Here is a 16,349-nt window from a genome sequence, read left to right as displayed (position 1 = left end):
TAATATTTAACAAGAAAATAACTCTTGTAGATTAAAAAATTTATGGGAGTTATTTTTTTATTTAAAAATTAAAAAAAAAATCAAACTAATTTATTGAAAAAAAAATCTATATATAGTAAAATCTTTAGTATAGGAGGAAAAATGAAAATTTCAGAGTTTATTAGTGAGAGTGCAATTGAGATCCTAAAGTGGAAGGCGCAAAATTTGGAAGAAGATATGATTTTTCGTGGAATACCTGATGAAAATGGGGTTGTTTGTGAAGTACAAAGCGTAGTTATGGGAGATCTTGATTCTGTTGCGACTGTGTTAGGAAAAATGAAAAAAAATGAAGTTATAATAAGAATTTATCCGACAAATTTATTGCCGTCTGATGTCGATGTCAAAATTGCGCAAGTTTATGGGGAAGCTGGGGGAGCGTTTTATATTGTTAATGTTGATGTCAGTGAAATAAATGTGGTTGTTTCCCTGAAAAAATTTGAAAAAATAAATATAGATAGTTTTTTTGATAAAAAAGGTGTTATTGAAAAAAATGTTGCAAACTTTGAATTGCGGCATGAACAATTTGAGATGGCTAAGTGTATTGAAAAAAGTGTGAATGAAAATAGAAAGCTGATAGTCGAAGCGGGGACTGGAACTGGAAAGACAATTGCTTATTTATTGCCGACATTGATGTTTGCGATAGAAAATAATTTAAAAGTAATTGTTTCAACGAATACGATTAATTTACAGGAGCAGCTTTTGAATAAAGATATTCCGTTGATAAAAAAAATCTTGGGAGAAGATTTTACTTATCAAATCGTAAAGGGGCGTGGAAATTATCTTTGCAAGAGAAAGCTGTATAACATTGATATTTCTGAAATAGAAAACGAATCAGAAGAGATAAAAAACGAAAAGAAAATAATAAGAGACTTGATAGAATGGGATAAAAATATTGCAAAAAATGGAGATAAAGGTGAATTAAAATATGAAGTTTCAAGCAAAATTTGGGAAAAAGTGAACAGTGAAGCTGATATGTGTAAAGGTGCAAAATGTCCATATCATTCAAAATGTTATTTTTTTGCAGCTAGAAAAAATATTTCTAATGCGACACTTTTAATCGTAAATCATCATATGTTTTTTGCAGATCTTGCTATACGAAATCAGTCGGGATTTTATACGAACTATTCGATTTTACCAAATTACGATATAGTAGTTTTTGATGAAGCACATAATATCGAAGATACAGCTAGAAATTATTTCACGATAGAAACTTCAAAAATATCTTTTGGAAGACTTATAGGACAAATTTTTAACAGAAAGTCGACAGGAGTGAATAATGCTGGAGTAATTCCCAAATTGTCGGCGTACTTAAATGAAAACTTGGATTTTAATGAATATGAAAAAATCGACGAATTAAAAGAAGATGTCATTTCAGAATTAAATAAATTTTATGATAAAGGAATGGAAATTTTTAATGCTCTTACTGAGTTTTTTTGCAAGGAAAAGATAAAAACGATGTTAAAGCTAAAATTGACAGAAAAAGTTTAATTTCTGATAAAAATTTTAAGAAAATAGTTAAAATGAATGTAAGTTTTAGAGAAAAAAATGGAAATTTGAGTTTAAAAATAAATAAATTTTTAAATGCTGTTAATAAATATAAATTGGAAGATAATGAAGGATATATATTTGAATTTACGAGATATTTTGAAAGATTGAAACAGTTTTTTAAAAAGTTTGAATTTATTTTTGAAGGAGAGGAAGAAGGTTATGTCTATTGGACTGAAATTACAACAAAGCGTTCAAATATCAAATTGTATGCGACACCTTTTGACATATCGAAAGAATTAAATGAAAATTTGATTTCAAAACTTGATAGAATGATATTTACTTCGGCAACTCTTGCTGTTGACAATAAATTTGATTATTACAAAAAAAATATTGGACTAAATGGACTGAATAATGAAAAAGATAAAAAAATCAATGAAAGGATAATAAAATCGCCATTTAATTATGAAAAACAAATGAAAGTTTTTATTCCTGAAGATGCACTTGATCCATCGAACTTGGAGTTTATGCGAGATTTACACGATTTTATTGTAAAAAGCGTGAAAGCGACGAGAGGACATTGCTTTTTGCTGTTTACTTCTTACAGTGCTTTAAATTATTTATTCAATAGTTTAAAAAATTATTTTCCAAAAGAAGATTATACTTTGATTAAGCAAAATGATCATCCTAGACACGAGATGATAAGACTTTTTAAAACTTCTAAAAATCCAGTATTGTTTGGGACAGATAGTTTTTGGGAGGGAGTGGATGTGCAAGGAAATCAGCTAAAAATGGTAATGATAACTAAATTACCATTTAAAGTGCCAAGCGACCCAGTCACGGAAGCTATTATTGAAAATATTAAGAAAAATGGTCAAAATGCATTTATCGAATATCAAGTTCCACAAGCTGTCATAAAATTTAAGCAAGGAATTGGAAGACTTATAAGAAGTAAAACTGATACAGGAAATATAATAATTTTAGATAATAGAGTTATAAAAAAAAGATATGGAAGCTATTTTTTAAAAACTTTGCCTAAAAATATTGTAATAGATAAAAGAAAAGAGTTGATAAAAATAATTAAATAATTTAAGAAAGGAGAAAAAGAAAAAATATGAAAATAAAAATTTTGAGCCGAGAATTTGTATTTGAAATGAAAAAATTGAAAAAGAAAAAAAAAGTTAAGAGAAGTCATTTTGAAAAAAGATTTTTGGGACTTGTTTTGCTTTTTTTCTGCTTTGGTTTTTTTATAGAATATTCAAAGTTAAAAGTTGATTACAAAATTGGAAGCGTGGCATCTTCTGACATCATCGCACCAAAAGATGTGATTTATTTGACGGATTTGGTCGATGATATTCTTCAAGATAGAATACTTCAGACGACAACACCTGAATTTGACAGGATTTCGGGAATGAATAAGCAAACTTTGGTTAATATAAATAAATTTTTTAGGGAAATTAATCTTCTGCAAAATGCTCCAGATGACGAAATACAGAGTTATGTTCACAGAAATAAATATAACTTTACTCCTGAAGATATTAGAAATTTAATAAAAAGAAATGAAAATGTCGAATATACTGGAAATATTGCCGATTATCTCTCAAAAATTTATAGTACAGGAATATTAAAAAAAGAAGATTTGGAAAAAATTGTGAGAAAAAAAGATCTAGAAATAGATTATTTAGATATGAAATTACTTGAAAATTTTGTGAAGCCAAATTTAAAAATTAATGATAAAGAAACTGAAAAAAAAGTAGCAGACAGCATTGATTTTTTGCGAAATAGAGAAATTAAAATTTACAAAGGGGACATTATTTTAAGAAAAGGCGAAATTATTGATGCCAATACTTATTTGAAATTAAAAAAATTAAATCTTGTAAGAACGGAAGATAAAGTAAAAAAAGTGGTTGGATTAGTTTGTACATTTTTAATTGCAACAACTTTACTTTATTATGTTTTGAAAAAAAATTCGAGAAAGGTTGTTGAGTCAAATGTGTATTTTGCAGTCTGTATAACGCTTATTATATTAAATTTAGTATATGTTTATTCATTTAATAAATTTCCGCTTATCGTGTATTTAATTCCATTTTCAACTTTGCCAATTATAGCGACAATTTTAGGAGATAGGATGTTTGCAGCAATAATTACATTTATGGATATGATAATTTTGTCAAGAGAAGAATTTTGGCTATTTATAATGATAGCGATGACTCTTGCGGCAATTTATAAAGCGGACAAATTGGCAAATAGAAGCAATATAATAAAAATTAGTCTATTTTTAGGGATTTTTCAGTCAATAATTACTTTTAGTTATGGAATGGTCAATCAGATGGAAATAACTCTTATAGGAGTTTTAATAATAGAATCTGTCGGTTCTGGTATTTTAACAGGAGTTTTGACTGTGGGACTTCTTCCATATTTTGAAAATACTTTTGATATTTTGACCGATATGAAATTGCTGGAATTAAGCGATTTTTCGCATACTTTGTTAAAACAGCTGCTGCTTAAAGCGTCTGGGACATTTCATCACAGTATAATGGTCGGAGCTCTTGCAGAAAGTGCCGCAGAATCAATTGGTGCAAATGCGACATTTGCCAGAATAGCTTCGTATTATCACGACATCGGAAAGATGAAAAGACCAGAATTTTTTGTGGAAAATCAAGGTGGCGGAATAAATCCACACAATAAGATAAAACCGTCATTAAGTGCATTAATTTTAACTTCTCATACAAAAGACGGCTACATTATGGGAAAAGAAAACAAACTTCCAAAAGAGATATTAAATGTGATATTGGAACATCACGGAACGACTTTGACTCAATATTTTTATTATAAAGCGTTAGAAAATGGAGAAGATGTTGTTGAGAGCAACTTTAGATACAGCGGACCAAAGCCATCGACAAAAGAATCTGGAATAATACTTTTGGCAGATACTGTGGAAGCCGCAACTCGTACGCTTGAAAATAAAAGTAAAGAAAATATTGAGCGTTTTATCAGATATTTAGTAAAAACTAAAATTGAAGATAATCAGCTGTCAGACGCAAATCTTACATTGGGAGAAATTGAAAAAATAATTCAATCATTCGTTGTGACACTAAAAGGTGTGTATCACGAAAGAATTAAATACCCAAAAATGGATGAAAAAATCAAAAAGTAAAGTTAAAGAGAAAAAGATAAAGATAAAGAAGAAGAAAAAAAAAGAAAAAAAAAAGAAAAAAAAGAAAAGATAGTGATAAAGATAAATAAAAAATTAAAAAAAATAAAAAAAAAGAAAAGAGAGAAAAAATGTTAGATGTAGATATAAGTTATGATATACCAGAAATAGATGATTTTTTTGATGAAGAAAAAATAAAAGAATTTGTGAATTATATTTTAAAAGATGAAAAAAAAGAAGAATATGATAAAAACGAGTATTATTTGTCAATTCTAGTTACGACGAATGAAGAAATTCAAAAGATTAACCATGAATACAGAAATAAAGATATGCCAACAGATGTGATTTCTTTTGCATACAATGAAACGGAGAATTTTGGAGAAATAAATATGCTTGGAGATATTGTAATTTCAATTGACAGAGTAAAAGAACAGTCAAGCGAGTATGGACATTCTGACAAAAGAGAGTTTTTTTATGTGTTGTGTCACGGAATGCTTCATTTATTGGGTTATGATCATATTGATCCAGATGATAAAGTTATTATGAGAAAAAGAGAAGAAGAAATTTTAGCTGCATTCAATTATGAAAGAGATTAAGATCTAAAAAATGGGAAGAAGGTGTAATTTTATGGCAGATGAGAGAGAAAACAAAACAACAAAAGATGACGAAAAAAAAGAAAAAAATTTAAATAAAGAAAGTAAAAAAAGTAAAGAAAATAAAAAAAAGAAGAAAATAGAGAAAATAAAGAGAATAAAGAAATAAAAAGAGAGAATAAAGAAAAAATAGAAGAAGAAAAAGTAAAAGAAGAAAAAATAAAAAAAACAGAAAGAAAAAAAGGAATTTTTTCATTTTTTCATAAAAAAGATAGATACAACTGGGACATAAGAAAAGAGCGTGAACACGACAAACGCCTTGTTGAGAGCTTTAATTATGCGATAGAAGGACTAACTTCTGCACTGCAAAATGAAAAGCATATGAAATTTCACATACTTTCTGCAATTTTAATAGTAATTCTTGCAATTTTGACAAATGCGAGTAAAGTTGAAATTTTACTAGTTTCAATATCCGTTGCTTTTGTAATTATTACAGAACTTATAAATACTGCAGTTGAAGCACTTGTAGATTTGATTTCGCCAGAACGCCATCCACTTGCAAAATTAGCCAAAGATGTCGCAGCAGGAGCGGTTTTGGTCGCAGCAATAAATGCGATTTGTGTTGGATATTTACTATTTTATGACAAATTACTCGATATTTTTGATACTCAGAATAGGTTGCACATAATTGCTGGAAGAAAAGGAAATATTTCGATTTTAATTTTAATTTTGGTTTCAATTCTTGTGATAGTCATAAAGTCGTTTTATAACAAAGGAACTCCGCTTGAGGGTGGAATGCCAAGTGGACATAGTGCGATAGCTTTTGCAACTTTTGGAATTTTAATTTTTATGATAAGCGATGTGAGAGTTTTAATTTTGGTGCTATTTATGGCGGGACTTGTTGCTCAAAGTCGTGTAAAAGCTGGAATTCATAGCATAAAGGAAGTTGTTGCAGGTGGAATATTAGGATTTTTGGTCGCATTTGCAATAATGTTTGTTATGATAAAATTTGGAATTTTATATAATTAAAGTTTTTTTAAAAATTATTTTTTTGTAAAGAAAAAATACTTGACATAAATTGATTTTTTTTGTATAATCTTTTTAGTAAATAAAAATTTGGAGGAATATTAATGTTAAAATTAAGATTAACTAGATTAGGAAGAAAAAAAGTACCTTTTTATAGAATAGCTGCAATGGAAAATTTATCTAAAAGAGATGGAAAAGCAGTTGCTTACTTAGGAACTTACAATCCACTTGCTGAAGATGACAAACAAGTTGTTTTAAAAGAAGAAGAAATTTTAAAATATTTAACAAATGGAGCTCAACCAACAGAAACAGTAAGAAGCATTTTAACTAAAGCAGGTGTGTGGGAAAAATTCCAAGAAACTAAGAAAAAATAGTAAAAGAGCGTAAAGCTCTTTTTTTGTATAAAGGAAAAATATGAAAATAGAAAAAATTTTAGAAGAAATTTTTAGTTTAAGAAATAAAAATCGTAGAGAAAATATTGACGATTTAAAAAGAATTTATAAACTTTTGGGAGAACCTTGCAAAGATAAAAAAATAATTCATATTGCTGGAACGAATGGAAAAGGTTCAACGAGTGCTTTTTTAGAAAATATATTTTTTTATTCGGGTCATGCTGTGGGAAAATTTACTTCACCACATATTTTAAAATATAATGAGAGAATTATTTCAAATAAAAAGATGATTTCTGATGAAAAAATACAAGAATATTATGAAATTGTAAAAAAAATTTTAAATAATTTAGAATTAAAAATCAATTTTTTTGAAATCACAACTTTTATTGCACTTTTATTTTTTGAAGAAGAAAATTTGGAATTTATAATTTTGGAAACTGGATTAGGTGGCAGACTTGATGCGACAAATGTTGTAAATTCAACAATTTGTGCCATAACAAATGTGAGTTTTGACCACATGGCAATTCTTGGGAATACGCTGAAAGAAATTGCTTTTGAAAAGGCTGGGATTATAAAAAATGGAGAGATTTGCATTTTTTCACAAAATTTATCTGAACTTGAGAACGAAATAAATAAAAAAACTAAAAAATCTATTAATGTTTTGAAAAAATATAAAAATATTGATATTGAACTTGATAAAAAAAATTTTATAACAACTGTAAAATTTGAAGATGATAAAAAAACTAAAAAATTTGAATTGCCACTTTTTGGTAAATTTCAAGGAAATAATTTTTTGCTCTCTTATGAAATTGCAAAACAGTTTGGAATTTCTGACGAAAATATTCAAAATGGAATTAATCATTTAAAATTATTTGGAAGATTTGAAATTTTTTCAAAAAATCCGTTTGTAATTTTGGATGTGGCGCACAACGAAGATTCTATGAAAGTTTTGTTTGAAAACTTGTCTTTTTTATATAAAAAAAATGAAGTGATTTTTATAACTTCAATATTGAAGACAAAGGATTTTGTGCCAATTTTTGAGAAAATTCAAGAATTTTCAGATAAAATTTTTATAACTTCGCTAAAAGATGTGACTTACGGAATGTCTTCTTGCGAAATAAAAAAAGAAATCGAAAAGTTTGAAAATAAAGAGAATTTTTTAAAAAAAATTATTTTTGAAGACGACATTTTAGATGCTTATAAAAAGGCAAAAAAATTGGAAAAATATAAAGCAATTGTTATTTGTGGTTCGTTTTATGAAATTGCAAAATTTAAAAAATTGTTTGAAAATAAAAATTAAAAGAATTTGAAATTAAAAGAATTTGAAAAAAGTAAAATTTTTATTTTTTAAAAATTAAAAAAAATTAGCAAAAAAATTAATGTTGTGGTAAAATATAAAAGAAGTTTTTTAGAAAGGATAAAAGTTATGTTGATAGATAAAGTAAAAGAAGTAAAAATTACTGATAAAATAACAGTTGGTAATGGAAAAATATTTCTTATTGCGGGACCTTGCGTGATTGAATCTGAAGATTTGGTCATGGAAGTCGCAAAAAAAATGAAAGAAATTACTGACAAATTAGGTATTAACTACATTTTCAAAGCATCTTTTGACAAGGCTAACCGTTCTTCAATTTCATCTTTTCGTGGACCAGGCATAGACAAAGGCTTAGAAATTTTAGCGAGAGTTAAAGAAAAATATGGCGTGGCATTGGCGACGGACATTCACGAACCTTGGCAGTGCAAACAAGCTAAAGAAGTTATTGATTTATTGCAAATTCCGGCATTTTTATGCAGACAGACAGATTTGCTTGTAGCAGCGGCAGAAACTGGAAAAGCTGTAAATATAAAAAAAGGACAGTTTTTGGCACCTTGGGATATGAAAAATGTCGCAAATAAATTTTGTGAAGTTGGAAATGAAAATATAATGCTTTGTGAAAGAGGAGCAACTTTTGGCTACAACAATTTAGTTGTGGATATGCGAGGACTTTTGGAAATGAGGAAATTTGGATTTCCAGTTGTTTTTGATGCGACACATTCGGTACAAATTCCAGGCGGAAAAGGAGATAGCACAGGTGGAAACAGAGAATATGTTTATCCATTAGCTAGAGCAGCTGTTTCTGTCGGAGTTGACGGAATTTTTGCAGAAGTTCATCCTGATCCTGACAAAGGACTTTCAGATGGACCAAATATGTTAAAATTAGAAAATGTGGAAGAAATTTTGACTAACTTATTAAAATATGATAAATTAACAAAAGAATTATAAAAAATAAAATTTAGGAGGAAAATTATTATGAGTTCAAAATTATTATTGACACCAGGACCTACAAATATACCTGAAAGATATTTAGAAATTTTTGGAAAAGACATTATTCATCACAGAACACCTGAGTTCAGAAAATATATGAAAGAAAATAATGAATATTTGAAAAAAATTTTTAAAACAAAAAATGATGTGGCAGTTGTAACTTCGTCAGGAACTGGAGTTATGGAAGCAGCAGTTGTAAACTTTTTCTCAAAAGGAGACAAAGTTTTGGCAATTAATACTGGATATTTTGGGGATAGATTTAGAAAAATTGCAGAAATTTACGGACTTAATGTAATAAATTTGCAATATGAGTTTGGAGAAAGTTATGAATTATCTGATGTAAAAAAAGTTATTTCAGAAAATCCAGATTTAAAAGGAATTTTGATGACTCACAGCGAAACTTCGGTTGGAATTTTAAACGATGTAAAAGCAGTTGGAGATTTAACTAAAAATACTGATATTATTTTGGCAGTTGACACAATTAGTGGACTTGTGGTAAATGACTTTGATTTTGACGGTTGGGGAGTCGATGTCGCAATAGCGGGAAGCCAAAAAGCCTTTTTAATACCACCAGGATTGGCATTTGTTGCAATTAGTGACAAAGCTGAAAAAGCGATGGAAAAATCTGATTTACCAAAATATTATTTTGATTTGAAACAATATAAAAAATATTTTGACGATAATAACGAAACTCCATATACTCCAGCAATCGCTCTAGTTCTGGCACTTAATGCGTCACTAAAAGATTTGGTAAATAAAGGAATTGAAAATATTATTTCTGAAAAACGAAATCTAAGAAAATATATTGAAGAAAAAGCACAAAACTTAGGATTTAATTTACTTGTAAAAGCAGAAGAAAATAGAACAAATACACTTATTTCAATTTATAGGGAAGATATTGTCATAAAATCAATAATTTCGGCTTTGGAAGAAAAAGGATACACAGTTACAGGTGGAAAAGGAAAATATGCACAAAGCCTTATGAGAATTGGAATCTTGGGAGAAATTTCAAAAGAACAAATTGACAACTTTTTTGTAATTTTTGAAGAAGAAGTGAAAAAACAGCTGGGAAAATAGGAACAAGAAAATAGATTGGAGAGATGAATGAAGCCGTATTTATTTAAAATCGGAGGATTTGAACTTAGAATATATAGTCTTATGTATATTTTGGCTTTTTTATGTGGAATATTTATTGGACTTGCTGACGATGTGGCAGAAAAGCGGGGAATTACTGATAGAAAAATTATAGAAGATTTTGCATTTGCAACAATATTATCAGGATTAATTGGTGCTAGAATTTATTATGTAATTTTTAGATTTTCTGATTACATTGGAAATCCACTTTCCATATTTTATGTTTGGCAAGGTGGACTTGCGATTCACGGTGGAATAATAGGTGGATTTATAGGAGCTTATCTGTTTGCCAAAAAAAGAAAAATTAATTTATGGGTTTTAACGGATATGGCAGTTGGAGCGTTACTATTTGGTCAATTTTTAGGTCGTTTTGGAAACTTGGCGAATGGAGAAATTCATGGAGTGCCTACATTTACACCACTTAGCGTTATTTTTTCTGGAAGATTTAACGAATGGTGGACGCAATATCAAGCGATGGGTGCTGATATGCAAGCAAAATTTAAAGAAGTTGTACCTTGGGGAATAACATTTCCACTAGATACACCTGCAGGTTCAGAATTTCCAAATTTGCCATTGCATCCAGCGATGTTATACGAAGGATTTTTAAATTTAATAGGATTTATAATTTTATGGTTTTATTTTAGAAAAAAAGAAAAAAATCCTGGAGTACTGACAATGATTTATTTGATAATGTATGCGCTTATAAGAATGTTTGTAAGCACATTTAGAGCTGAAGATTTGAGATTTCCAGGAACTTCGATAAGAATGCCTTATTTAATAAGCATTATTATGATTATTGGTGCAATAATTGGAATAATATATTTTAGTAAACCTGAAAGAAAATTCGTTCCAATTGAAGAAACAAAGACAAATTCAAGTTCAAATGAAAATGAAGAAACACAAAAAGTTGATTTGAATAACGAAAAAATTTCTGAAAATGATACAGCAAAAGATTCTGATAAAAAAGAAATTAAAATATAAAAAAATAAAAACTATTTTAGAGTTATAAAAAATTTGACTTTAAAATAGTTTTTTCTTTTTTTTGTTATTGCTTTTTTTTAAATTTAAATTTTAATAAAATTTATAAAAAAATTATTAAAGTACTGAGAGAGTTTTTTAGGAATTTTATTTCGTTTTATTTTTTAATCGTTATTTTTGACGCTTTTGTTATTTTTCCTGATTTTTTTCCACGATTATCTATTAGAGCTTCAATGCCATCTTTTTCATATTTTTTTACCCAAGCATAGATTTGCTGATATGAAATACCAAATTTTTTAACAGTTTCGTTGTAGTTATGATAGTTGGCAATACAATATTCCACAATGTTGACTTTTTTTCCTAAATCAATTCTTATATGTTTTTTATGATGGACAATATTTCCATCCAAATCTCTATTTTTTCTATAATCTCGAATCCAATAATTTAATACGCTAACTGAAGAAATGTTATAATTTTTACAAACATCAAATAAAGAACTTTGACCATTCAAATATTCTAAAACAGCTTTTTCACGGAGTTCTTTTGAATAATGTCTGTTTTTTTCTGGAGTAGAAATGCTTTTTTCGCCTAATTCAATGTATTTTTTTTTCCAATCGGTAAGGGCAGATTTTGAAATGCCATATTCGTTGGCAACATTTCTGACGCTCTCATTTTTTTCTAACACTTTTTTTACAAGTTCGATTTTCAGTTCGTTGGATATTTTTGATTTTCTTCCCATTAAATAGTCCTTTCCATTAATTTTTTGAAAAAAAACAACCACTTCACTGAAAGAGTAGTCAATTTTTTAATATAATTTACAAATAAATATATTTAAATTAGATAAAATACAGAAATAAAATGGGCGATACTTCCTAGCATTACAAAAATATGCCAAATCATATGATTAAATTTACATATTTTCCATTGGTAAAAAATAGTGCCTAATGAATATAGAAGACCACCTATTATAAGGAAAATTAATGATACTTTATTTATATGTGTTATTAAACTTCCCCAAGCTATTACAATCATCCATCCCATAAAAAGATATATTAAAGTGGAAAGCAGCTTAAATTTTCCAGTAAAAAAGACTTTAAATAAAATTCCTAAAAAACAAGTTATCCATTGTAAAGCTAAAATAATTTTATTTATAGGAGAATCTACAACAAGACATAAAAAAGGTGTATATGATGCTGCAATTAAAATATAAATTGCAGAGTGATCCAATATTTCAAAAATTTTTTTTGCAATACCTGGATGTAAACCGTGATATATGGATGACATTGTATAAAGTACAATAAGTCCAAATCCAAACAGCATAAACGAGATAATAGCCCATATATTATGTGCCCAGCTAGCTCTTATTGTAAGCGCAAAAAGTGCAATGATTGATAGCCCTGAACCTACAGTGTGACTTACAAAATTTGCTATTTCCTCTCCATGTGTAAATGTTTCGGCGTCTTTATTATTTATTTTTGAAACTTGATTTTTGTTAACCGTTTTTTTCATAAATTTTCCTCTCAAATCAAAGTAAATATAATATTTATATATATTATACATAATAATACCATAAAAGATTTTATTAAGTATTTTTTTTACCTTATAAAATAATTACATTTATAATTAGAATTTTAACAAAAAGATAGCAAGAAGTCGTAGGCTTTCTATAATTGGGAGATGATTTTTTTTTGTAAAAAAAATTGAAAAAATGATACACTTATGATACAATTTTTGTATAAAATATTGAAGAGAAGTCATTAAAAATAATATTCAAAATTAAAAGGAGGTGTAATTTTGTGAAATATAATTTAGCATTCAAATATAGAATTTATCCAAATAAAGATCAAGAATTATTGATAAATAAGACTTTTGGATGTGTTCGTTTTGTTTACAATACGATTTTGTATAATGCGAATAAAATTTATGAAGAAACTGGAAAAAATAAAATAATTACACCTGCCAGTTTGAAGAGTGAAAATCAATTTTTGAAAGAAGTTGACAGTTTGGCACTTTCAAATGCTCAATTGAATGTAAAACGATCGTTTACGAATTTTTTTCAAAAGAGAGCGAAGTTTCCAAAGTTCAAATCTAAAAAGACTAGTGTTAAAAGTTACACGACAAATTGTGTGAATAATTCGATACGAATTGAGGAAAACAAATATTTAGTTTTGCCAAAATTGAAAAAAGTAAAATTGAAATATCATAGAGAAATACCAAAGGATTATAAAATAAAGTCGGTAACATTGACAAACAGTAATGGAAATTACTATGTTTCTGTTTTGACAGAACTTGAAAAAGAAATCCAAAAGGTAGCTAGTAATGATAAAGTAATTGGACTTGATTTTTCAATGTCTGAATTATTTGTCAGTTCTGAAAACCAAAGGGCTGATTATCCAAGATATTTTAGGATATTGTAGAAAAAATTGAAAGAATCACAAAAATCATTGTCAAGAAAAGTGAAATTTTCTAAAAATTGGTATAAACAAAAAATGAAAATATCAAGATTGCATGAGTATATTAAAAATTGCCGAAGAGATTTTTTGCATAAATTATCGAAAAAATTATCTAAAGAGTATAATGCTGTGGTTGTTGAGGATTTGAATATGAAAGGGATGAGCCAGGCATTAAATTTTGGTAAAAGTGTAGGAGATAATGGGTGGGGAATGTTTTTGAGAATGCTTGAGTATAAACTGATGTTTTTAGGGAAACAATTTTTGAAGATAGATAAGTGGTTTCCGTCATCAAAAACTTGTAGTGGATGTGGAAATGTTAAAGAGGAACTGAAATTATCAGAAAGAAGTTATAGATGTGAGTGCTGTGGAATTGAAATTGATAGAGATTATAATGCGGCACTGAATATAAAAAACATTGGAAAAGAGATTTTGAAATATTAGGAAATAAAAAGACAGGGTAGGAACTACCCGAAGAGCTTGGTAAATATATTTGGCTAACAAAAGCAGATACTTCCCAAGAAGCTCCCGCTTCTAAAAGTGGGAGTAGTTCACCAGGGAGAAAAGATGGATTTCTTTATTGAATGAATTAAAACAAAATCATAAATTGGTAGTTACATTGGAAAGTGGTCAAAAAGAAGGTGGATTTGGAACGAAAATTTCTAGTTTCTATGGCACTTCTGACATGAAAGTGCTTAATGTAGGTGCTAAAAAAGAATTTACTGATGAAGTTCCTTATGATGTATTTTTTGAGGAAAATAGACTTACGAAAGAACAAATTGTTGAGGATATTTTAAAAATATTAAAATAAAAAATAAAAAAAGAGAATAAATTTTTTATTCTCTTTTTTGTAAATTTTTTATAAATACAAAATATTTTTAAACTCTGCTTGTTGTCCCATTTTCAAATTTCTTTCTGTCATTGGCTTTCAAATATTTTTTTCTAAGTCTTATTGAATTTGGAGTAATTTCCACAAGTTCGTCAGTTTCGATGTATTCAAGAGCTAATTCAAGAGTAAATTCTTTTGGTGGCGCTAATTTCACGGCGTCGTCACTTCCAGCAGCCCTCATATTTGTAAGTTTTTTACCTTTGCAGACATTTACAACTAAGTCATTTTCTCTTGAATGTTCTCCAACAATCATTCCTTCATAAACTTCTACACCAGGCCCAATAAATAGAGTACCTCTTGCTTGAAGATTATTTAGCGCATAACCTAAACTTGTTCCAGGTTCCATCGCAATTAAAACTCCACGATGTCTACTTGTAACTTCCCCTTTGAAAGGTTCATAGTCAAAGAATGAATGGTTTAAAATTCCAGTTCCTCTTGTTTCAGTCAAAAATTCATTTGTAAATCCGATAAGTCCTCTTGACGGTACTTTAAATTCAAGTCTTGTATAACCGTCAGTTCCTTGATTCATATTTACCATTTCCCCTTTACGAAGTCCAAGTTTTTCAATAACAACTCCGACAAATTCGTCAGCAACATCAATTATAGCAAGTTCAATCGGCTCCATTTTTTTACCATTTTTTTCTTTGTAAATAACTTCTGGTTTTGAAACGGCTACTTCATAACCTTCTCTTCTCATATTTTCCAATAAAATAGATAATTGCAATTCACCTCTACCTTTTACGATAAACGCATCAGGAGAATCCGTCATTTCAAGACGCATACTTACATTGTGATTAACTTCTTTTTGAAGTCTCTCCAAAATATTTCTAGAAGTTACAAATTTTCCATCTTGTCCAGCAAAAGGAGAATCGTTTACTAAAAAGGTCATCGCAAGTGTTGGCTCATCAATGTCAATCAATGGAAGTGGTTTAGGATTTTCTCTATCTGCAACAGTTTCTCCTATATCAATTTTATCAATTCCTGCAATTGTCACAATATCTCCAGCTAGTGCTTCTTCCATTTCAATTTTTTTAAGTCCGTCATATCCATAAATTTTAGAAATTTTTCCATTTACCAAATCTCCGTTTCTCTTAATAAGAGTAACTTCTTCATTTTTAGAAATTTTTCCGTTATAAATTCTTCCAGTTCCAAGTTTTCCGACATATTCATCATATTCTGTATTAGTTATTAGCATTTGAAGTGGTTCAGCTGCGTCTCCTTCAGGATCTTCAACATGTTTCATAATCATGTCGTAAAGTGGTTTCATATCTTTATTTTCATCTTCTAGCTCGATTTTAGCATACCCATTTTTTGCTGAAGCGTAGACAACAGGGAAATCTAGTTGTATGTCGTTTGCTCCAAGTTCAACAAATAAATCGAATACCGAATCCACAACAGCGTCAGGATCAGAATTTGGCCTGTCAATTTTATTTACAACTACAATTGGTCTTAGTCCGTGTTCTAGTGCTTGTTTTAATACATATTTAGTTTGCGGCATAACTCCTTCAAAAGCATCAACTAAAAGCAAAACAGAGTCAACCATTTTTAATATTCTCTGTACTTCTCCACCAAAATCCGCATGTCCTGGTGTATCGACGATATTTATTTTATATCCTTGATAGTGAAATGAAGCATTTTTAGAAAAAATTGTAATTCCTCTTTCTTTTTCCAAATCATCACTATCCATCACTCTTTCATCAACTTTTTCGTGTTCTCCAAATGTTCCAGCCTGTTTTAAAAGTGCATCCACAAGCGTAGTTTTCCCATGGTCGACATGGGCAATAATTGCAATGTTTTTAATCTTATTCATTCTTTTTTTTACTTTTCTCCTTCTATTATTATTTATTAATTTATTAATTTATTATTTTACACTTTTATTATTATATCACATTATTAAATTTTTT

The 16,349-nt window shown here is 28.5% G+C and carries 15 protein-coding genes and 1 pseudogene; 13 read left to right on the top strand and 3 right to left on the bottom strand.

Annotation, left to right across the window (positions count from 1 at the left end; genetic code table 11):
* The first annotated feature begins 141 nt into the window (after positions 1–141).
* From J5A73_RS10475 to lgt, 11 genes are all read left to right on the top strand, one after another.
* Entirely contained in the window at positions 142–1,527 is a 1,386-nt protein-coding gene (locus tag J5A73_RS10475) for an ATP-dependent DNA helicase (protein ID WP_249069172.1), read from the top strand.
* The gene (locus tag J5A73_RS10470; protein ID WP_249069171.1) at positions 1,473–2,612 is read left to right on the top strand and encodes an ATP-dependent DNA helicase; all 1,140 of its coding nucleotides are present in this window, start codon (positions 1,473–1,475) and stop codon (positions 2,610–2,612) included. Before J5A73_RS10475 ends, J5A73_RS10470 begins: the two co-directional genes overlap by 55 nt.
* A gap of 26 nt (positions 2,613–2,638) precedes the next feature.
* On the top strand, positions 2,639–4,681 hold the full coding sequence (locus J5A73_RS06270) for an HD family phosphohydrolase (RefSeq protein WP_211614056.1): 2,043 nt from the start codon (positions 2,639–2,641) through the stop codon (positions 4,679–4,681).
* 128 nt (positions 4,682–4,809) lie between these two features.
* The gene (gene ybeY, locus J5A73_RS06265; RefSeq protein ID WP_211614054.1) at positions 4,810–5,274 is read left to right on the top strand and encodes an rRNA maturation RNase YbeY; all 465 of its coding nucleotides are present in this window, start codon (positions 4,810–4,812) and stop codon (positions 5,272–5,274) included.
* 31 nt (positions 5,275–5,305) lie between these two features.
* Complete coding sequence (locus J5A73_RS10675) at positions 5,306–5,440, top strand: hypothetical protein (protein WP_256438632.1); 135 nt, start codon at positions 5,306–5,308, stop codon at positions 5,438–5,440.
* A 20-nt stretch (positions 5,441–5,460) separates the two neighbouring features.
* Positions 5,461–6,300 (top strand): diacylglycerol kinase, encoded by an 840-nt coding sequence (locus tag J5A73_RS06260; RefSeq protein WP_371813428.1) that lies wholly within the window; start codon positions 5,461–5,463, stop codon positions 6,298–6,300.
* Between the two features lie 101 nt (positions 6,301–6,401).
* Positions 6,402–6,671, top strand: coding sequence for a 30S ribosomal protein S16 (gene rpsP, locus J5A73_RS06255; RefSeq protein ID WP_211614046.1), 270 nt, complete (start codon positions 6,402–6,404; stop codon positions 6,669–6,671).
* Between the two features lie 40 nt (positions 6,672–6,711).
* On the top strand, positions 6,712–7,989 hold the full coding sequence (locus J5A73_RS06250) for a folylpolyglutamate synthase/dihydrofolate synthase family protein (RefSeq protein ID WP_211614044.1): 1,278 nt from the start codon (positions 6,712–6,714) through the stop codon (positions 7,987–7,989).
* Between the two features lie 126 nt (positions 7,990–8,115).
* Entirely contained in the window at positions 8,116–8,952 is an 837-nt protein-coding gene (gene kdsA, locus J5A73_RS06245) for a 3-deoxy-8-phosphooctulonate synthase (protein WP_211614042.1), read from the top strand.
* Positions 8,953–8,979: 27 nt separating this feature from the next.
* Complete coding sequence (locus J5A73_RS06240) at positions 8,980–10,071, top strand: alanine--glyoxylate aminotransferase family protein (protein ID WP_211614040.1); 1,092 nt, start codon at positions 8,980–8,982, stop codon at positions 10,069–10,071.
* Positions 10,072–10,098: 27 nt separating this feature from the next.
* Entirely contained in the window at positions 10,099–11,109 is a 1,011-nt protein-coding gene (gene lgt, locus J5A73_RS06235; protein ID WP_211614037.1) for a prolipoprotein diacylglyceryl transferase, read from the top strand.
* Between the two features lie 154 nt (positions 11,110–11,263).
* On the opposite strand, the gene J5A73_RS06230 is transcribed toward lgt, so the two are convergent.
* Together J5A73_RS06230 and J5A73_RS06225 are read right to left on the bottom strand one after the other, a co-directional pair.
* Positions 11,264–11,845, bottom strand: coding sequence for a helix-turn-helix domain-containing protein (locus tag J5A73_RS06230; protein ID WP_211614035.1), 582 nt, complete (start codon positions 11,843–11,845; stop codon positions 11,264–11,266).
* Positions 11,846–11,937: 92 nt separating this feature from the next.
* Positions 11,938–12,615 carry a hemolysin III family protein gene (locus J5A73_RS06225; protein ID WP_211614033.1) on the bottom strand — a complete coding sequence of 226 codons (678 nt, stop codon included), beginning with the start codon at positions 12,613–12,615 and terminating at the stop codon, positions 11,938–11,940.
* A gap of 287 nt (positions 12,616–12,902) precedes the next feature.
* Here J5A73_RS06225 and J5A73_RS06220 point away from each other — a divergent pair.
* Positions 12,903–14,000: pseudogene (locus J5A73_RS06220) on the top strand (RNA-guided endonuclease TnpB family protein).
* A 136-nt stretch (positions 14,001–14,136) separates the two neighbouring features.
* Positions 14,137–14,367 carry a hypothetical protein gene (locus tag J5A73_RS06215; RefSeq protein WP_249069170.1) on the top strand — a complete coding sequence of 77 codons (231 nt, stop codon included), beginning with the start codon at positions 14,137–14,139 and terminating at the stop codon, positions 14,365–14,367.
* A gap of 67 nt (positions 14,368–14,434) precedes the next feature.
* Here J5A73_RS06215 and typA read toward each other — a convergent pair whose 3' ends face one another.
* Complete coding sequence (gene typA, locus J5A73_RS06210; protein WP_211614031.1) at positions 14,435–16,255, bottom strand: translational GTPase TypA; 1,821 nt, start codon at positions 16,253–16,255, stop codon at positions 14,435–14,437.
* Positions 16,256–16,349: the final 94 nt, after the last annotated feature.

Source organism: Leptotrichia sp. oral taxon 218 (assembly GCF_018128225.1).
Classification (GTDB): domain Bacteria; phylum Fusobacteriota; class Fusobacteriia; order Fusobacteriales; family Leptotrichiaceae; genus Leptotrichia.
This window is presented reverse-complemented; position numbering and strand designations above follow the sequence as displayed.

Bases quoted from the DNA above. Each gene is read 5' to 3' on its own strand.
- J5A73_RS06230 (WP_211614035.1), bottom strand. From the start codon at position 11,845: ATGGGAAGAAAATCAAAAATATCCAACGAACTGAAAATCGAACTTGTA.
- J5A73_RS10475 (WP_249069172.1), top strand. From the start codon at position 142: ATGAAAATTTCAGAGTTTATTAGTGAGAGTGCAATTGAGATCCTAAAG.
- J5A73_RS06225 (WP_211614033.1), bottom strand. From the start codon at position 12,615: ATGAAAAAAACGGTTAACAAAAATCAAGTTTCAAAAATAAATAATAAA.
- rpsP (WP_211614046.1), top strand. From the start codon at position 6,402: ATGTTAAAATTAAGATTAACTAGATTAGGAAGAAAAAAAGTACCTTTT.
- kdsA (WP_211614042.1), top strand. From the start codon at position 8,116: ATGTTGATAGATAAAGTAAAAGAAGTAAAAATTACTGATAAAATAACA.
- J5A73_RS10675 (WP_256438632.1), top strand. From the start codon at position 5,306: ATGGCAGATGAGAGAGAAAACAAAACAACAAAAGATGACGAAAAAAAA.
- J5A73_RS06240 (WP_211614040.1), top strand. From the start codon at position 8,980: ATGAGTTCAAAATTATTATTGACACCAGGACCTACAAATATACCTGAA.
- typA (WP_211614031.1), bottom strand. From the start codon at position 16,255: ATGAATAAGATTAAAAACATTGCAATTATTGCCCATGTCGACCATGGG.
- ybeY (WP_211614054.1), top strand. From the start codon at position 4,810: ATGTTAGATGTAGATATAAGTTATGATATACCAGAAATAGATGATTTT.
- J5A73_RS06250 (WP_211614044.1), top strand. From the start codon at position 6,712: ATGAAAATAGAAAAAATTTTAGAAGAAATTTTTAGTTTAAGAAATAAA.
- J5A73_RS06270 (WP_211614056.1), top strand. From the start codon at position 2,639: ATGAAAATAAAAATTTTGAGCCGAGAATTTGTATTTGAAATGAAAAAA.
- lgt (WP_211614037.1), top strand. From the start codon at position 10,099: ATGAAGCCGTATTTATTTAAAATCGGAGGATTTGAACTTAGAATATAT.